Source organism: Terriglobia bacterium (genome assembly GCA_036496425.1).
Taxonomy (GTDB): Bacteria; Acidobacteriota; Terriglobia; order 20CM-2-55-15; family 20CM-2-55-15; genus 20CM-2-55-15.
On record DASXLG010000297.1, the window covers coordinates 1 to 18,488 of the forward strand.

Below are 18,488 nucleotides of genomic sequence, written 5' to 3' on the forward strand. Positions count from 1 at the left end.
CTGAACGCTGACCGTATCACCGAGCTTCATCGTGGTGCGCGTCCAGCCGCCAGCCTGCAGCATGTGCGGCGGGCCCATTTCCAGGCCCCAGTTCGTGACCTTTCCGGCTTCGTCTTTAACATCGATATAGAACCAAACATGAGGATTGGTCCAGTCGATCTTCGTTACAGTCCCGGTCAACTTCACCTGCTTTGCGGAATCAAATTCGGCGCTGAACGAATGATGCGCCATCAAAGGAACTCCAGCAGCGAGGATGGTTGCCCCGATCATCAAGCCAAGGACAATCTTTTTCATCGTTATTCTCCCGATCTAAAAGTGTAATGTTCGGACAAAATACTGTCTGACTGCGCACTATCATTAAATATGTGCCCCTGCTTCGTCAACGATTTCTTGATATTTCAGAATACGAATTCACAAATTCAGAAAAGCTTGAAAAACCCTCTTGCATTAGCCCCGGAGTTGTCCCTTAATTTTCATTAATCTCCATCGAATCCCAGTTTCTCAGGTATCGTCCGGCGGGGAGTGGATTACGCAGAAATTCCTTTTTGCTTGCGAATTAGATCACAAAAGGCCGCGAATTGGCCCTGTTTCCGCCAATTAATTTTCCCAATCCGCGAACCGGGCGGCTATACTTTTCGCTTTCAGTCACAAGGAGTCATCTATGGGCGAAATTGTTGCAGCATTTGGCGTTTGTCACTCGCCACACCTATTAACCCGGCCGCCGGACGAGGTTCTCGAACAGTCCGAAGCCAGCATCGGCGCAATGCGTGAGATGGGCAAGGTTCTCGATGAAGCGAAGCCGGATGTCGTCGTCTTTCTGGGCAGCGATCATCTTGACACCTTCAGCATGACTTGCGTTCCGACGTTCGCAATCATCTGCGGCGAACGGGTTATCGCGGACCATGTGGGCCATCATTATGACTTGCCGAATAATCGCGATATGGCCGAGGATTTCCTCGAGAAGCTGATTTCCGCCGGTTTCGACATGGCCTATTCCGAGGATGCTGTGCTGGGTCACACCTTTGCCACGCCGTTCGAGTACCTGATCGAAAAGCGCAATATCCCGGTGGTCCCGTTCTTTACCAATGTCTACCTGCCGCCGCTGCCGACCGCCAGACGTTGCGCGGAACTGGGGAAAGCCATGGCAGAAGTCGTTAAAGGACGAAAAGAACGCGTCGCCGTCATTGCCAGCGGGGGAATGTCGCATTATCCCGGGACGAGCAAGTATCCGCATCCCGAGTATGACTTCGACCATTGGATGATTGCGGAGCTTGAACGCGGCAACATCAACGCCGTTCTGGATCTCACTCCGTCGCAGCTGGATGAAGCCGGCAATACCGAGATGCTGAACTGGGCCACGATGTTCGGAATGATCGGCGCACTGCCCGGCGAGTTATTGCAATACACGCCCACCTGGCATCACGGCCACGGCTACATGCGATTCCTGCCGAAGCGCGAACGCCAGAAACCGATCAGTGCGCAGCTCGAGATCTATGGCGGCTTCAAGTTCAAGGACAAGGGATTCGAGTTCTATAAACACCCGCCGGCCGAAGCGACGCGCATCAACAAGCTTCTTTATGATGTCCGTTTAAGCCCGACGCTGGTGCAACGGCTGATGACGAATTTTGACCAGGTCGCCAAAGATTACGCGTTGACGCCGAAAGAGCGCGAAGTGGCGAAATCCCTGGTCGATGTCGGCAGCTATGCCGGCAAAGTCAGCGATTTCGTTCCCAAGTTTGTCGAGATGGGCGCGCATCCTCTGGCAGCCTTGATGGGCATTCACGCGACGTATCCGGCGGCGAAGAAATACGCCCAGGAGAACGTCGGAGTTGGACAGAAGAACTTCCAATAGAAGATTCCTATCATCAATCACTACGTTCGGCAGCAGTTCTTGTGCTATTGTCATCGGCTGGCGTAAACCACTCTAACGCCCATCGTGCGTGGCGTTTACCCAGGACCATAAAAATCCAGGTGAGGTAAGTTACCGGCCATATGAGCAACGAAAATTTAGAAAGCCTGATCCAGCGCTCTGGAAACCCGGTCGATATGCTCCGGAACTCGCAAATCGGAGCTTATGTATATCCCGTGGTTCCCAACGAGTATTCGAATTGGCGCGATGAGCAGCGTGCGTGGCGAGAAAGCGCAGTACTGTTTGACCAGTCGCACCACATGGTCAATGTTTATATCGAGGGACCCGATGCGCTCAAAATGATTTCGCATCTGGCATTCAACCCGTTCGCCAAATTCCCGGTCGACCGTGCGAAGCATTTCGCCCCCTGCAGTTATGACGGGTTCATCATCGGCGACGGCATTCTCTTCCATCTGGCGCCCAACCAACTGGAGTATGTAGGGCGCGCGCCCGCCGCGAACTGGATCGAATTCCATGCCGCCACCGGCGGCTACAACGTCAAGGCCACGCGTGACGAACGGTCGCCGGGTAACCCCGGAGGCAAGCCCGTCATCCGCAGCCAGTACCGGTTCCAGGTTCAGGGGCCAAATGCCGATCAGATCCTGAACAAACTGAACGGCTCGCAGATTCCGGAAATCAAGTTCTTCAACATGGGCTACATCAAGATCAAGGGCCGCGAAGTGCGCGCGCTGCGTCACGGTATGGCGGGCGCTCCCGGTCTGGAACTGTGGGGACCCTACGAAGAGCGCGAGGAAATCCGTGCCGCCATCGTGGAAGCCGGCAAAGACTTCGGCATGCTGCAGGTCGGCAACCGCGCCTACGCGACGAACACTCTGGAATCGGGATGGATTCCGTCTCCGCTTCCGGCCGTTTATACGGGCGCGAAGATGAAAGCCTATCGCGAATGGCTGCCGACGAGCAGCTACGAAGCGACCGGTTCCATCGGCGGCAGCTTCCACTCCAGCAACATTGAAGACTACTACATGACGCCGTACGCGCTCGGCTACGGTTCATTCGTGAAGTTCGATCACGATTACATCGGGAAAGAAGCCATCGAAAAACAGTCGAAGCAGCAGCATCGCAAGAAGGTCACCTTCGCCTGGAACAAAGAGGACGTCGTGAAGGTCATTTCCTCGATGTTCGATGACGGCCCGGTCTACAAGTACATCGACCTTCCGCTCTCGAACTATACGTCGGCTTCCTACGACAAGATCGTGGGCAAGGGCGGCAAGACCGTCGGATTCTCGATGTTTGCCGGCTATAGCTACAACGAACGCTCGATGCTGTCGCTCGGCGTGGTCGATCCGGATATCGAGATCGGCAGCGAAGTCACGCTCTACTGGGGTGAAGAGAACGGCGGTTCGAAGAAAACCACCGTCGAACGCCACCGCCAGGCCGAGATTCGCGCGGTCGTCAGCTCCGTTCCGTATTCGAAAGTCGTCCGCGATACTTACGCGGAGGGCTGGCGTACATCGGGCAAGCTGTAAATCATCAGGAAAAGGCCACCAGGCCGCAAAAGGCGGAAACAGGATTCAATCCTGTTTCCGCCTTTTTTGTGCTTTGGCATCTGATTACGGTGCGCGTTCAGTTCTCAGGTTTCTCAAACCTTATACGGTATAGTGCAACCGAGGAGGGAGCATGAAGACAAGTGACTTAACCTATCGTCGTGGTTTTCTTGGGCGTGCATTGGCGGCGGCGGCCGGTTTCGTGGCAGCGGGTTCAGCGGAGGCCCAGACTGAGAAAAAGGCTTCGGCTGCTCCGGCGGCCCAGGCCAACGGGCCTGATTCGTGGATCCAGGAAGTGAAGGGCACACATCGGTGCCTTTTTGACTTTCCGCAACACAGGAACGGAGTTCCGCTGCTCCATATTCTGAATTACCTGAACACTTACAGAGAGACGTACAAGTCGGCGCCCGGCACGGTCGGCGCGGTCGGGACGTTCTACGCGATCGGCGGCCAGTCCAGCATCCCGCTGGGCTTCAACGATGCGATGTGGGCGAAGTACAGCCTCGGCGACTACACCGGCATGAAGGACGCGTCCGGCAAAGGGTATACACGCAACGTTCTGTACAAGCCGACGAGAGACGATGCTCACCTGCTGATTCAAGCGTTTCAAACGCCAAACATTCCGGAAATGCTCGACGCGGTGCCGGCAATGGGTATCGCCAGCTTGCAACAGATGGGGGCAAAGTTTCTGTTGTGCGCCAATGCACTCGGCGCCTGGTGTCTCGAGCTGCAGGCCAGAGGCAAGGGAAAGGCGGACGCCATTCAGAAAGAGCTGACGGCGAACCTTCTGCCCAACGTCACCGTCGTCCCCGCAATGGTCATCGCGATCGAAAAGTCCCAGGCCGCCGGGATCCGTTATAACCGGCAATAGGGGAATCCAGATGAAGCGATTACTGTTTCTGGTCTGCCTCGCCGCGTTAATTGTGGGCGTCACGGCTGCCTGGATGTTGTCGCAAACTCCCACGCAGCCCAAGCCATATAAAGTCGTGTTCGACCTGACGAGCTCCGATCCGCTCGACCAACGGGCAGTCATGCGCTGGATCAGTGAGATCAACTCGGTCAATCCGAAGACGGAAATGGAAGTCGTCATGTACGGGCGCGGGCTGGACCTTGTCGTTTCCGGATAGAGCACGATGGCGGAGGATGTTGCGAAGGCCATCAGCGATAAGGGCGCCAGGTTCGACGTGTGCGCGATCGCGATGAAGAACCAGCAGGTCGAGAAGAGCCAGTTGCTGCCGAATGTCCAGGTTGTTCCGGATGGCATCGGTGAGATCGTCGCGAAACAGCACGCAGGCTGGGGCTACATCAAGGTAGGGCATTAGGAAAACGGGGACGACATCGGCCGCCCGGCAGTTTTTTTATCCCTTCTAGTTAGCGCCCAAGGATTGGGCGGCCAAAGTCAAAACATGCGCCGGCGGCGGAAGATTTGGGGCGGACCGTCCCAAGGAGTGCGCCGCCAAAGTCAAAAGTGCCGCCGCGCGCCTAACGTTTGAATCGAATGTGGGGACAGACACCGAATTCTCGAAGCTGAGAATTCGGTGTCTGTCCCCAAAACCTTGCGAATCTACTCGTAACGTAAAGCCTTGAGAGGATCGATGGTTGCCGCCGCACGAGCCGGTAGATAGGACGCAAGAAACGCCACCAGCAAAAATAATCCCGAGACCGCCGTGAAGGTGACGGGATCGAGCGCCGCGACCCCAAACAACATCGTCTGCAGATACTGCATCAGAATTGCTGAGCCTGCCAATCCGATCGCCAGCCCGGCGATACTCATGCCGAGCCCATGCTTCAAGACGAGCCCAATCACATCTGCGGTTTGCGCTCCGATCGCTACGCGAATACCGATCTCCTGCGTCCGTTCTTTAACGAAAAAGGACAGAAGACCGTACAGTCCGATCGTTGCAAGTGCGAGCGCTGCCGCGGCGAAGGTGCCAAGCAGCGCAGCATAAGATCGCGGCGTGGTGATGGAGTTGGAGATAACCTGGTCCATCGTCGCGACGTTGTCGACAACGGCTTTCGGATCGAGATCGTGAACGATGCTGCGGATCGATGGAAGGATGGCCGCCGGATCTTTCGTTGTGCGAACAACAAAATAATATCCTTCGCCATAAACCGCCTGAAAATGTTCGGGATCCATGAAGAGTTGCGGCATGGGTTCAGTGTCCGGACCAGCCTGGCGGGTATCGTCGACGACACCGACGATTTCTCCATGAAGAAAGCCTTGGCTGTCGGCGACCGTCTTGCCGACTGGATTCACGCCCTGAAAGTGTGCCTTAACTGCTGCCCGGTTGAGCAGAAAAACCGCCTGTGGATTGCCCCGATCTTGCTCGGCAAACCCGCGCCCGGCGATCAAACGCATCCCCATCGCGCGAAAATAATCGCGGCTGACGACAGCCATACGCCCCGTCTTGCACGTTGCGTCCCCCAATCCGAATCCGCCCCAGGTGAAGCATCCCTGTACCATCGGTAAATTATTGGTGAATGCCGCGGCTTGTGTTCCTGGCAGTAATTGAAGCCGCCTCGCAACTTCCTCCGCAAATGCGTTTTGCTGTTTTTGCGCTTTTTCACCTTGAGGATAGTCCAGCGCCGGTTGAGGGATCTTGAACGTGAGTACATTGGATGGATCGTATCCGAGGCTCGTATTCGCGAGTGTCATAAAGCTTTTGATCAGGAGTCCCGCGCCGATTAATAGAACCATGGTCAGGCTGATTTGACCCACAAGCATTGCAGTACGGACGACGCGCATGGGCACTGCCGTCGTTCCGAATTGCAGATCCATCCGGGTAATGGAGGTGGCCCGGCCAATCTGGAATGCTGGAATAAGACCGAAAAGAATTCCTGTGATTACCGTGAGCAACAGAGTAAACAACAGCGTGGAGGCGTCGATGGCGACTTCATTGAGCCTGGGAATGGCGTTGCCGATCAAATCGAAACGCACCAGATCCGTTCGCGCAAGCCCCTGACCGAGCGCCACAAAAAACCGCGTTCCGGCGATCGCCAATCCCACACCGGCGATGCCGCCTGCTAATGCCAGAACACAACTTTCCGTCAAAAGCTGGCGCAACACGCGCCAGCGGCCGGCGCCCAGGGCCATGCGAATCGCGATTTCCCGATTTCTGGCCGCGGCTCGAGCCAGGAAAAGATTGGCGACGTTGACACAGGCGATAAGCAAAACAAAGCTTACGGCAATCACGAATACAACCAGCGCAGGACGAATTCGGCCGACAAGTTCCTCCTTTAAGGTCATGAGCTGGATGCGGGGCGGACCTGAAGGTTGCGGATCGGCTGAAGACTCGCCGCGCATATATCGCCCTATGGCAGCCGCTTCCTCTGCGGCGGTTGTTAAAGAGACGCCGTCTTTCAGGCGCGCCACCACAGGAAGCCCCAGCAGCCCGGGAACAGGCAACGATAACGGCAACCAGAATTCCGTCTGGGAATCGGGATAAGCAAATTCCCGCGGCATGATTCCCACAACGGTATATGGCGCATTATCCAGCGCCACCGTTTTGCCGAGGATCTGCGGATCGCCTCCGAAAACTCTTTGCCAGGTTCCGAAACTCAGGATCACAACCCTATCCAGGCCGGGCTTCTCTTCATCGGGCGCGAAAACGCGGCCCAACGCGGGCTGCACTTCAAACATGCCGAACAAAGCCGGGGAAACCTGCAGGCCGGACAATCGGACGGCATCGCGGGCCACCAACGTCTTTGAGATCTGCCGTTCCATTGCCATTCCGGATAGCGTTGTCGTCTTCGACCGCCAGTCCTGGAACGAATCTGGACTCATGTCCGTCGTTCGCTCAGCCGCCCCGCTGAAGGATTCGGCGGCAGGAATGTTTTCAACAATCCGAACCAGCCGTTCCGAGTGTTTGTAGGGCAACGGACGAAGAAGAATGGCATTCACGACACTGAATATCGCGGTGTTCGCGCCGATCCCCAGGCCAAGCGTCAGTATCGCAGCCAAGGTAAATGGAGGGCTCCGTTTCATCTGGCGGAACGCGTACCTCAAGTCCTGCATCAAGCGATCGATGCCGGCGGTGCCCCATGCTTCACGAACGTTCTCCGCAGTGCGAAGAGTGCTGCCGAGGGCATGTCGCGCATTCATATGTGCTTCCTGCGGCGTATCCCCGCGTTCCAGACGCTCTTGCGCATCCATTTTGAGGTGGCTGTTGAGCTCGTCTTGAAGGTCTTGCTCGAGCCGATGGCGAGAGAGAACTGCTTTGACACGCCGGAATATATTCGTCATGCACCCTCCTGTTTGCCTGAGGGCCGCATGACCAGCCGGATCGCTTTAAGCAGTTGCTTCCATTTGGATTGTTCCGCAATCAGCTGCTTTTTGCCTGCGCGTGTCAGCCGGTAATACTTAGCGCGTTGGTTCTTGTCGGAGACTTTCCACTCCGAAGCCACCCATCCCTGCTGCTCCAGACGGTGCAGGGCAGGGTAGAGCGTTCCTGCTTCAACTTTGATGAGATCCTCGGACTTGTTCCCGATGACCTGACTGATGCCCAACCCATGCTGAGGCCCCCATTGAAGCGTCTGCAGAATAAGCATGTCGAGTGTGCCCTGAAGCAGCTGTAATCGTTCGTTGCGTTCTTTGATGGACATATAGGGTATAGAGAGTCTATATGCCAAGCTATAGGATGTCTATAGCAAGCCTCCTTTCGGCAGTGTCTCATTTTGAAAGTTCGGGAATAGCAACCCCCCTCCTCGAGGAGGAGGGGGGCCCGAAGGGCGGGGTGGCCGCTCACAATTCATGTTGATTCCAGCCCGACCACCCCGGTCCAACTTCTCTTGATGCTTCCGAGACACCACCGACATTTCCGGAAGGTCGTTTCGGATTCCAGGCTTGTGGTATGTACCCGGCATAAGACGATGCCGGTTTACAAAGTTGGATCGCTACTATTTCACCCGGTGCAGAACGATCGCTTGCTGAGCCCCGCCGAATCCACGGCCGCGGCCGCCCCCGCTGCCCGCGCCGCGTGGTGCGCCGTTGCCTGCAGCTGGGGGAGTGCCTGCCGATCCGGCTCCTGCACCACCACCGCCGCCACCGCCGCGGTTACCGATCACCCGGCCGGTCAGGGTCAGCGTGTTATCGTCCGTCATTTCCAGATTCCAGGTGACGCCTCGGGGTTGCGTCACCCAGGTAACCATCTTTCCATTGATCGTGCCGGTTTCAATGTTGAGAACCGGCGGGTTCCCGATTTCCGTGACGGTGCCGCTGATCTTGCCGGAAGCGTCAGCGGTCAGATCCATAATGATGGCCTGGCCGCCACCGCCGCCCCTGCCTCCTCTTGCGCCGGGCTCGGCGGGAGGCGCATTTTTCTCGGCTTCCAGCGCTGCGGGCACATTATCCGTCTGCCATTTACCGGTCAGTCCGGCCTGGCCGAATCCCGCCACGGCCACCAGCAGTGAAACCGCAATTGTCCATAAAAATCTGCCTTTCATCCTTGTCTCCTCCCGATGTCAGAATTGCTCGATGCGTAATACCATAGGCAGACGCCACTCTCCACAAGTTCTGCTATAATCCCGCCAATTTAGCGTATTGCGGAGAATCGAAATGAAGACAGTGTGGAAACTCGCCGGGCCGATCGTTCTGATCGCGGCATTCGCCGGCTCAGGCTTGGCGCAGTGGCCGGATTTCCATGATTCCAGCGTTCCGCGGGGTCCCGACGGAAAACCGAACCTGACTGCACCCGCACCGAAGACCGCGGACGGAAAGCCGGACCTTTCCGGACTCTGGCAGCTGGCCCGGCCACCCGCCGGACAGAGAGGCCAACGCGGACAGGGACAAGGCACACCGGGAGCCCCGGGAGCTCGCGGCGCGCAGGCGGCCGCTCCGCCCGCGTCTCCTGCTCCGCCCGCACCGCAGGCGGCGACGCCTGGTGGAACACCTCCGGTTTCCAGTTTCAAGAGCATCGGAGCTGGAATGGCAGGTGGCCTCCCGTTGCAGCCCTGGGCGGCCGACCTGGTGAAGAAGCGCTTGGCGGATAACGACAAAGACAACCCGGATGCGCATTGTCTGCCGATGGGTTTCATGCAGTTTCACAATCATCCGGAGCCCCGAAAAATCGTTCAGACCCCTCAGGCGATGTACATCATTTATGAGGCGAACAGCGGGCTCCGCCAGATCTACATGGATGGGCGCAAAGTGCCTGGAAAAGATGCCGATCCGTGGTGGTATGGCTACTCGGTCGGCCACTGGGAGGGAGACACGCTGGTCGTGGAGACCACCGGTTTCCGGGACGGCTTGTGGCTCGATATCGACGGGAATCCCTTAACCGATCAGGCAAAAGTGACCGAACGGTTCCGCCGCCCGAACTTCGGGACGCTCGAAATCGATGTCACAATTGACGATCCGAAAGCCTATACGCATCCATTTACCGTTCGGGTGAACCAGCGTATTATGGTCGACACGGATCTCATCGAGTTCATTTGTGAAGATCGTGATGCTACTCACTATGTTGGGGCAAAATAAGCTTATGAGAAGACACTCTATAATCGCTTTGGGTTTGGGCCTGCTCATACTCGGCCTTTCTTCGACCGTCGCGCTGGCGCACCATTCGTTCGCCGCGCAGTACGACCGCAGCAAACCGGCAACTCTCAATGGACCGGTTACGAAGGTCGACTGGATCAATCCACACGCGCGCTTTTTCATCGATTCGAAGGACGCTTCGGGCAAGGTCGTGAATTGGGAAGTGGAACTCTCGGCCCCCGCCATGCTCCTCCGGCGGGGCTGGACGCGAAACTCGCTGAAGATCGGCGAAGTCATCACTGTCAACGGATCGCTTGCCAAAGACGGCTCGAATCTTTTGAACGCAACCACCGTCACGCTCAGCGACGGCAAGAAAGTGTTCGCGGGATCTTCGGGTGGTGACAGCGATAGTCCGAATCCCTAAAAACTAATTTCAGAATGCATCATTGGAAGTTGCTTCATTTCTTCAATGAAGAAATGAAGCAACCTCCAATGATGCATTGGTCCAATTTTTCAGACCAGTTTCTGTAAAGCTGCGTCGACCTCCGGCGTGGCCGGCAATTCCAGCCGCATCTCATCCTGCAGAACGCCGCGGAGCTCTGAAACCGTTGTGAGTACACGCCGCTCGGTCTCCCCATTCAAATAGTGGATCGCAAATTCGTTGTTGAGGAGGGCATAGCGGCGGTCGCGCGCGGGTCTGGCGGCGATTAATGCATTTACAAACCGGGACTTCGGATGGCAGGAAACGTAGTAATTGGCCATCTCGTAATCCGGCAGCAGCTGCTCCTGAAGCGCGAACCGGTAAAGCGGCTTCCACTGAGTTCCGAGTTTTGCCTGTAAGACGAATTCTCCGCCAGCGCTCTCGAGGCGGAAAGATCCATGCGGAGTGGATTGTTCAATGCCGGGTTGCAGGCGCAGCGGCGCCGTAAGCGTCAAGCCGCCGAATCCGACATCTGCGATGTGTGGGCCGTCTTCCATATCTACCTGCATGAGCATGTGCGTCCGCGGAAGAACGACATCTTCGGGCGTGTTCCAGACCACTCGCGCGGCGAGTCCTGTCACACGAAACCCGACGGTTTCGAGAGCGTGTTTGAAGAATAGATTCTGTTCGTAACAGTATCCGCCCCGCCGGTCGTGGATGAGCTTCTGTTCGAGCGAGGCGGCATCGAGGCGGACCGGCCAGCCAAGAAACGGATTCAGATTCTCGAATGGGATCGTTTCGGTGTGGCGCAGGTGAAGATCGCGGAGAGTTTGCAGGACAGGAGATGCCGCGCCCGAATAGCCGATCCGTTCGAAGTAAAATGCGAGATCGATCGTCATTTGAGGTTTGATTTCAACATGGTGTGTCAGCGACCCCCCGCCGTGCCTTCGGCACGGCTGTCCCCCTTTTCCAGGGGGACAGCCGCCCGCACATTGTGTTGAAATCGAAGGTGCGCTTTTAAGCGACCTTACCGATCACCTTCCAGTAAACCACCGAGAGCACGAGTACGACGAGAACCACAACGGCATAGGTCGACGCGGCAAGCAGCCGCTGTTTTCCGGTAAACGCTTTGTTGCCGGTAAGGCCTTCCGCCATGGCGATCCAGAAATTCTGGTACGACATGAAGAACGGCGCGGATGCAACCGTGGTCGGAGCAACGACAACAAGAGGATTGATGCCGGCTTTCATCAGCACATCGACGAGCGGCAGGAACAAAACAGGAATCACGATGAAGCCGGTCGGGTCGATGAACCGGAGGAGGATCACCGAAATGCTCAGTACCGCCATCAGCAAAAACGTATTGGAACTCATCTGCAGCGCGACCGGAATGAAGTAGCCGCCGAGCCAGTCCGTGATCTTGACGTTTTGAATAACGGTCTGAAGACTGAAGACTCCTCCAATGAATAGCAGGAGAGTCCACGAAACTCCTGTTCCGATATCGGAATCCTTGATGATTCCCGCCAATCCGAAGAGCGCGAGGCCGACCATGCCGACGACGAAGCTCGGAATATGGTGATAACGGTCTGTTGCCCACAGCGCAATGGATGCAATCACGACAACGGCGGTGATCATTTCGCTTTGCTTCATGGAACCCATCCCGTGAAGCTCTTTCTTGGCGAAACCGCTTGAAACTTCCAGCGGAGTGTCGGGTTTGAGCACGAACTGGTTCGCAACGATGATCAGAATGCAGATCAGGAGCGTAGGCAGCGCCATCACCACAGCGTATTCGCCGTAGCTCAACGGCAGGTTCTTCTGCTGGAACACCGACTGGATGACCGGTCCGTTCAGCGAACTCAGCAGGAGGCCGACACCGGGAATCACAGCCATTTCGACGGTGGTCAGAATGATCAGTGCCGATCCCTTGCTGCCGGGCTTGATTCCGAGCGATTGCACGACGGCCCAGGCGATCGGGACCATGATCGCCGTGCGGACGGTCATGGATGGAATGCCCAGGGCCAGGATGAGACCGATTAGAAAGAATGCATACAAAATTCCTGAATAGGTTGCCGGAAACAGCGACAGGATGTAATAAGAGATCCGCTGCGCGAGTCCCGTGTTCTTCATCGCGCATCCATAAAAGAGGACGGCGGCAAGAATCCACCATGAACCTTGCGAGAACCCGCTCAGTGCGTCGGGCACTCGGACGCCGGCGGGAATCATGAGCGCCATCATGAGCACCGACGCGATTCCGTTATTGACCACCTGAAACACCCACATCGTTACGGTGAATGCGACGATGGCGAGTACACGCTGGCCCACCGGCGTCAGTCCCGCAGGTGTGGGCATGTACATGATGATCAATCCGATAACGATCGCCATTGCCAGTCCAGGCCATTTCATTTTGTTCGCACCGGCTGGCGGTGCGGATGTGGCGGGCGCTATCCGTTCCTGTGTTGTTGCCATGTTCAGTCGACTCCTAAGTAGCACGGAATCGTGCAGTTATGATTTGCGGCGTACTATAACACAATCCTGTAACCTGCCGCTGGCGGGGGCGCGCTACAATCCCTGTATGGAATCTTGCCGCATACCCGTTAAAAACTTTCCGGATCCGAAACTGGATGCGCCCCTGGCCCCCGCACCCGGCGAAAAAGCGGCCGTTCTGGCCGGCGGTTGCTTCTGGTGCGTCGAGGCTGTGTTCAGAGAACTCCGCGGTGTGACGTCCGTGCGGAGCGGCTATGCCGGAGACACGGCGCAGACCGCCAATTACCGGACCGTTTGCAGCGGCCAGACGAATCATGCCGAGGCGATCGAAGTCCGCTACGATCCCGGCAAAACGACCTTTGGACAGCTTTTGAAAATTCATTTCTCTGTGGCTCACGATCCGACCCAGCTCGACGGCCAGGGCAACGATATCGGAAGACAATATCGTTCTGCGATATTCTATGCCGACGAAGAACAGAAAAACATCGCCGAGGCATATATACGGCAACTGAATGAAGAACACGTTTTCCACGATCCGGTCGTGACGACACTCGAGCCGCTGCAGCAGTTCTTTGCCGCCGAGGACTATCACCAGGATTACGCGGCCAGAAACCCGAACCAGCCGTATATTGCTTACGTCGCTCAGCCCAAAGTCGAGAAACTACGGAAGAATTTTGCGGACCGTCTGAAAGGGAATTAGCCACAGAGGCGTCATTACGCTTTATGGCGCGGACGACGGCGTTGCCCGTCCCGCTGTCGAAAATCCGAATGAGCGAGTACAATTCCCGATGCTGGCCGCCAGGCGCGTGATCGCGGGCGCCGGCCACTTTCTGCCCCGGGAAAGCCCGGAGGCGGTATCGTCGGCGATCCTGGAAGTCGTCAATTCGAAAGGGTGACTATTGAGACAAAAGAATCAGCCACAAAAGGCACAAAAAACACAAAAGGGATGGATCTCTTGTTTGTGTTTTTTGTGCCTTTTGTGGCTAATTTCCCCGTTGAAGGTTTCGGCGCAATCCATACCTGTGCGCAACGCCGTGACGAAAGCGCTGCCGATGCTGCAGAAGTCGGCCGCCGAGTTCGTCGCCAAGCGATCCTGCGTCTCATGCCATCACAACGCTCTCACGATCCTCACGCTGGATTCCGCCAGGGCGCACGGCTTCAATATCGACGAAACCGTACTGAAAGCTGTCGAAGATAAAACGTTTCGGGAACTGACGGGGCCCGGCGCGGCCGACGATGCCGTTCAGGCCACGACCTTGAACGATCCGACTCCGGACGACAGCTACCTTTTGATGGCGGCTCACGATGCCGGTTTGCCCCGGGATTTGACGACTGCGGCTTATGCCATTCGGCTCGCTCGATGGCAGCGCGACGGCCATTGGATTACATCCGACTTCCGCCCGCCGCACTCGAGCAGCTTGTTCATGACCACGGCGACTGCCGTACGCGCCATCCGCTCCTACATGCCGGAAGAATTACAAGGCGAACGCGAGGCAGTTCTTGGGCGCGCTCGCCAGTGGCTCTTTGAAAATCATCCGATATCGACTGAGGACGCCGCTTTCCGGTTGATGGGTCTGGTCTGGTCCGGCGCGGCTCGCGAGCAGCTGAACGCCGCGCAACGCGACTTACTCGCGCTGCAAAAGACAGCCGGAGGGTGGCCGCAGCTGCCTGGTTACGAGGCCGACGCTTACTCGACGGGCGAGGCGCTCGTCGCTTTGCATGAAGCAGAAGTCCAAACTGCCAATCCGGCTTTCAGTAAGGGACTGAAGTTCATCCTCTCCACGCAGGCGCCTGACGGCACCTGGCATGTTCACACGCGGATGCTATCGCCGGCCGACATCAGCCCGAAGTACTTTGCGACCGGATTTCCGTATGGAAAAGACGAGTTTCTCTCCTACGCTGGAAGTTCCTGGGCCGTTATGGCGCTTCTCAGTACGCTGCCGGAGACTCGACAAAACAGCGGTGCGGTTCCTGCTGAGGGCGGCGCGAACACTCCGGCATGGCTTCGAACCGCGATGTTTGGAACCGCGCGCGAACTCGGCTCCTTGCTCGAGAGTGGTCTCGATCCCAACTCCAAAACGAAGGGCGGCACGACGCTGCTCATGGCTTCCGTCCTCGATCCCGAAAAGGTCCAGATGCTGATCGCGCGCGGAGTGGATGTGAAGGCGAGATCGGCATCTGGCCATGACGCCCTCACGATCGCTGCCGCTTATCGTGGAACGTCGCGCTCGCTGCAACTTGTTCTCGATGCCGGTGCGGAAGCCCAACCTGCCGAGGGCCAGCGGGTCCGCAACACGCCGCTCGAATTTGCCTCAATGACGGGTGATCTGGAGAACGTGAAGCTGCTGCTCGCTCGCGGCGCCAAGCCTTCGGAGAAAGCGCTGTCGCAGTCCGTAACGTTTGGTTATCCCGACGTCGTTCGATTGTTGATCGCGGCAGGTGCAGACGTGGTTGGGCTTAAAGACGGTTCCGGCGTCAATCTCCTCCACTGGGCCACGATCACCGACCGGCCCGCCCTGATACCGGTGCTCGCTGAAGCGCACGTCCCGATAAATGAAATGGACGACAATGGCTTCACGCCGCTGATGTACGCCGCCACCATTGATTTCGGCGATGATGATGTGTTGAAAGCCCTACTTAAGGCCGGTGCAGATAAGACGATTCGGAACCTGGAAGGTCGAACGCCGCTGGCTCAGGCGAAGTACTATAAGCACTCACACCTTGAAGCTGCGCTGCGATAGGCGCTCTCACGAAAATCTTGCGGCCCTGGAGGACCGTCTCGGTCACCAGCAGAGGCACCGACCAGGCAAACCAACTTGCCGCAGCCATGCGCTCTACCAGAGTGCCGGCGCGAACCATTTCAAAGACCGTCGTCAGGACGCGAAGCGTGACGAATCCGAACGTTACCACGTAACTGCGGATCATCCACTCCCGATGCTGCTCGACCATTCCGCGGCAGATCGCAATCGTAGCCAGCGCCGTTGTGACGATCCATGCGCATCCCATCGCGGTCAGGCCCATTCCGAAGACCCAGCCGAAATCCGTGTGAAATGCGAGATAGAACGCAGCTGTTCCGCTCATGGCCACAGCTGTGACGTAACCGATACCGAGCACTCGATGCAGTACTTTCGCCCGCTGATTCAGCCCAAGCCAGAACTGCAGCGGTCCCAAAAGGATCGCGCCGCTGCCCGCGAGAATATGCATCGTTAGCCATTCGCGCCGCGGCCCATAAATACCGAAACGTCCGGGATCCCCGCCCACATAATTCAGGACGAAACCATAAATAAACCACAATGCAATGGCGGCCGGTGCGAAGACAAAGACGTTGCCTCGATTGCGCATGGCTGACGCTGACCTTGCAAGATCGAGACCAATTGGGGGGAATAGATAACTGCTGAAAGGGCGAAACTTAACGCGTCATGAGAGGGTGGTAATTGCCACCCTCTCATCAACTACGTTGAAAAATTCCACGGCGTCAGATTATGAGCTTTTGTGAAAATGAAGATGCTGGCGGAGGTCCGGGCCGAATTCCTTGAGGACGTTGGAAAAAGTATCGCTTCCAATCGTCCACATCCAGGTCTGGCTTCGTTGAGACCACGAATTCATATTAGGCGTGTATGCGTTCGAGATACCGGTGGCCATCGCGTTCCCCAACCATTCCGATGCATTGAAGGTCTTGTTTCCGGAGTCGTTTTTGGCAACGACGATCTGGCCAAGGGCTCCAAACAGGCGGTGCGAAAAGGTTCCACTGCCCATGCGGAAATACCGCGGATCCTGGTGAAGGACGACAGGCAGGAAGCCTTCAGTCAGCATATTTCCGACAATCTGGGTCGAGGACCATCGAACGTACTGATTACCGAAGGATGCGATTCCCGTTCCGTAAACCGGATCGTGGCTTCGGGTCATCATCGTCAAAGCGCCCGCCGTAACATAGGTCGGCCAATCGAAGGAATCGTGGCTCGCAATACTGAGTTTTTGTTTGGCAGTAAGCGGCATGAACGGCGCAGTGCCGTCCGTGGTTCTGTAATTGGGTACCACACCGAACAATCGCTTGCTGGGCTTTGAAGGATCGGCTTTGCTTTCGATTTTTGCGGGATCCGTTCCTGGATCAGTACTGGGATCATCGCTGGACTGGGCGGGCAATGGAGCCACGCCGACCAATAATGTAAGTAATAAGAAACAATGTAAAAAACTTTTACAACTCAATACACCCTCCACACTCTTTAATAAGACGCCTCACCACGGCCTGAGGTTACGACAACCTTCAGGGCAAATGGTTTATGGAAACCTTATGAAGTCCGCTCAAAAGCTCGGTATTTGGACGGTTCAGGTGTGAAAACGGGCAGATCCAAAAAATAATAAACGGTTACATATCCAAATGGCGGCCGATCCCGCGTTCGACGGCCCTCTCGTAGACCAGCTTTCCGATGGCGACATCTTCCATGGCGATGCCTCCGGACTTGAATATGGTGATGTCGGATGCGGCCGCACGGCCTGGTTTGGAACCGGCGATGACATCGCGCAATTCGGCAAAATCTTCCCAGTGGCGTTTACCCGTTTCGATGGCGGTAACGAACTCGCCAGCCTCGAGTTTGCACTGGTCGAGGGAATCGACCACGATACGGTTCGACCGCAGAACCGTTTCATCGTCAAATTCGCGCCTGATCAGCGTGTTGCCCCCGGCCGCGTTGACATGCGTGCCCGGTTGCAGCCATTCGCCTTTCAGGACGGGGTCGCGGCTGTTCGTGATCGTCGTCACAATCTGGCTGGAGCGGACGGCATCCTCGGCGGATCGTGCCGCGACAAGTTGAGTCTTCACTTGAGGCTGCATCTTCTTAATGAATTCATAACGGCGCTCCGGCCGTTTGCTGACGATGAAGACCTGATTCATCCTCCGTACGGCATCGAGTGCGAGCAATTGCGTTTGGGCCTGCCAGCCGGCGCCGAAAATCGTGGCCTGGGTTGAATCGGCGTTGGAGAGAACCTGCGTTGCCAGACCGGTCGCCGCGCCGGTGCGTTTCTGTCCGAGAGCGTCGGCTTCCATCAGGGCAAGAAGCTCCATGGTCTGAGCGGAGTACAGAAAAAAGAAGAATTTCGCCTGGCCGCCTCCGACCGTGTAGGCCTTGTAGCCGAAGTATCCCGGGATTGCTCCCGCCATCAGATGCAGCGCGCCGCCAGGCACGCGAATCCGGCTGCGCGGGTTGTTCCAGGCGCGGCCGGCGCTCTGATCGCGAAAGGCCGCGTCGAGCACTTCGATGACTTCGGGCACAGCGACGAGGTTTTCGATCTCCTCTTCCTTAAGGTAGAGCGCTTTCATTTGGTTTCCATCACGAAGACGCCGTTCCAGTCTTCGGACGGTGGCGATTGTTTCAAGTGTTCGCAGCGGTCGAGGTAGATTTGCGACAGGTAGTCCGCCGGGTTGAGGTCCAGCGCCTCGCGGAAGGCCTTGGCCGCTGCGTCCCAGCGGCGATCCCGGTACGACCGTATGCCGTCCCGGAACGCATTCAGGACCTCCACGATATTGGGGAATGTTTCATCGGAGTGATAATCGACAATCTCGTACAGACCCACAGGCTGCGTTTTCCCTTTAACGATGACGCGGTCGATCTCCCGCGTGCGGTAGGTTCCACGGAGCCTCTTGAAGGTGTACTCACTCACCAGCAGGCGGGCGTGGTATTGCTTGCACGCGCCCTCGAGCCGCGA

At 56.9% G+C, this 18,488-nt stretch carries 19 protein-coding genes; 9 read left to right on the forward strand and 10 right to left on the reverse strand.

Annotation, left to right across the window (positions count from 1 at the left end; all coding sequences use genetic code 11):
• Positions 1-294: DUF6152 family protein (locus tag VGK48_21435; protein ID HEY2383746.1), on the reverse strand; the 294-nt coding region annotated here is incomplete at its 3' end.
• Between the two features lie 367 nt (positions 295-661).
• Here VGK48_21435 and VGK48_21440 point away from each other — a divergent pair.
• From VGK48_21440 to VGK48_21460, 5 genes are all read left to right on the forward strand, one after another.
• Positions 662-1,852, forward strand: a complete 1,191-nt coding sequence (locus VGK48_21440; protein HEY2383747.1) for a hypothetical protein — start codon at positions 662-664, stop codon at positions 1,850-1,852.
• 140 nt (positions 1,853-1,992) lie between these two features.
• Positions 1,993-3,396 (forward strand): aminomethyl transferase family protein, encoded by a 1,404-nt coding sequence (locus VGK48_21445; protein ID HEY2383748.1) that lies wholly within the window; start codon positions 1,993-1,995, stop codon positions 3,394-3,396.
• 151 nt (positions 3,397-3,547) lie between these two features.
• Entirely contained in the window at positions 3,548-4,285 is a 738-nt protein-coding gene (locus tag VGK48_21450; protein ID HEY2383749.1) for a hypothetical protein, read from the forward strand.
• A gap of 10 nt (positions 4,286-4,295) precedes the next feature.
• On the forward strand, positions 4,296-4,541 hold the full coding sequence (locus tag VGK48_21455) for a hypothetical protein (GenBank protein ID HEY2383750.1): 246 nt from the start codon (positions 4,296-4,298) through the stop codon (positions 4,539-4,541).
• 6 nt (positions 4,542-4,547) lie between these two features.
• Positions 4,548-4,736, forward strand: a complete 189-nt coding sequence (locus tag VGK48_21460; protein ID HEY2383751.1) for a DsrE family protein — start codon at positions 4,548-4,550, stop codon at positions 4,734-4,736.
• A gap of 242 nt (positions 4,737-4,978) precedes the next feature.
• Here the strand turns inward: VGK48_21460 and VGK48_21465 are convergent, their stop codons facing one another.
• The 3 genes from VGK48_21465 to VGK48_21475 all read right to left on the reverse strand — a co-directional run bounded on the left by VGK48_21465 (position 4,979) and on the right by VGK48_21475 (position 8,856).
• Entirely contained in the window at positions 4,979-7,657 is a 2,679-nt protein-coding gene (locus tag VGK48_21465) for an ABC transporter permease (protein HEY2383752.1), read from the reverse strand.
• Entirely contained in the window at positions 7,654-8,016 is a 363-nt protein-coding gene (locus VGK48_21470) for a PadR family transcriptional regulator (GenBank protein HEY2383753.1), read from the reverse strand. Before VGK48_21470 ends, VGK48_21465 begins: the two co-directional genes overlap by 4 nt.
• A 294-nt stretch (positions 8,017-8,310) precedes the next feature.
• Positions 8,311-8,856, reverse strand: coding sequence for a hypothetical protein (locus VGK48_21475; protein ID HEY2383754.1), 546 nt, complete (start codon positions 8,854-8,856; stop codon positions 8,311-8,313).
• A gap of 112 nt (positions 8,857-8,968) precedes the next feature.
• Here VGK48_21475 and VGK48_21480 point away from each other — a divergent pair, with 112 nt between their 5' ends.
• Positions 8,969-9,886, forward strand: a complete 918-nt coding sequence (locus VGK48_21480; GenBank protein HEY2383755.1) for a hypothetical protein — start codon at positions 8,969-8,971, stop codon at positions 9,884-9,886.
• A 34-nt stretch (positions 9,887-9,920) separates the two neighbouring features.
• Positions 9,921-10,307, forward strand: coding sequence for a DUF6152 family protein (locus tag VGK48_21485; protein HEY2383756.1), 387 nt, complete (start codon positions 9,921-9,923; stop codon positions 10,305-10,307).
• Positions 10,308-10,396: 89 nt separating this feature from the next.
• Here the strand turns inward: VGK48_21485 and VGK48_21490 are convergent, their stop codons facing one another.
• Together VGK48_21490 and VGK48_21495 are read right to left on the reverse strand one after the other, a co-directional pair.
• Complete coding sequence (locus tag VGK48_21490; protein HEY2383757.1) at positions 10,397-11,203, reverse strand: arylamine N-acetyltransferase; 807 nt, start codon at positions 11,201-11,203, stop codon at positions 10,397-10,399.
• Between the two features lie 118 nt (positions 11,204-11,321).
• The gene (locus tag VGK48_21495; GenBank protein ID HEY2383758.1) at positions 11,322-12,767 is read right to left on the reverse strand and encodes an SLC13 family permease; all 1,446 of its coding nucleotides are present in this window, start codon (positions 12,765-12,767) and stop codon (positions 11,322-11,324) included.
• A gap of 106 nt (positions 12,768-12,873) precedes the next feature.
• Between VGK48_21495 and msrA the strand changes: the two genes are divergently transcribed.
• Positions 12,874-13,485, forward strand: coding sequence for a peptide-methionine (S)-S-oxide reductase MsrA (gene msrA, locus VGK48_21500; GenBank protein HEY2383759.1), 612 nt, complete (start codon positions 12,874-12,876; stop codon positions 13,483-13,485).
• A gap of 277 nt (positions 13,486-13,762) precedes the next feature.
• The gene (locus VGK48_21505) at positions 13,763-15,526 is read left to right on the forward strand and encodes an ankyrin repeat domain-containing protein (protein HEY2383760.1); all 1,764 of its coding nucleotides are present in this window, start codon (positions 13,763-13,765) and stop codon (positions 15,524-15,526) included.
• Here the strand turns inward: VGK48_21505 and VGK48_21510 are convergent.
• The 4 genes from VGK48_21510 to VGK48_21525 all read right to left on the reverse strand — a co-directional run.
• The gene (locus VGK48_21510; protein ID HEY2383761.1) at positions 15,423-16,127 is read right to left on the reverse strand and encodes a DUF2306 domain-containing protein; all 705 of its coding nucleotides are present in this window, start codon (positions 16,125-16,127) and stop codon (positions 15,423-15,425) included. The two genes, VGK48_21505 and VGK48_21510, sit on opposite strands and share 104 nt — an antisense overlap.
• 138 nt (positions 16,128-16,265) lie before the next feature.
• Positions 16,266-16,937: a hypothetical protein gene (locus VGK48_21515; GenBank protein ID HEY2383762.1), complete on the reverse strand. Its 672-nt coding sequence runs from the start codon at positions 16,935-16,937 to the stop codon at positions 16,266-16,268.
• Positions 16,938-17,151: 214 nt separating this feature from the next.
• Entirely contained in the window at positions 17,152-18,102 is a 951-nt protein-coding gene (locus VGK48_21520) for an ornithine cyclodeaminase family protein (protein HEY2383763.1), read from the reverse strand.
• The coding region (locus tag VGK48_21525) for an adenylate/guanylate cyclase domain-containing protein (protein ID HEY2383764.1) at positions 18,099-18,488 on the reverse strand (390 nt) is incomplete at its 5' end. The genes VGK48_21525 and VGK48_21520, both read right to left, overlap by 4 nt.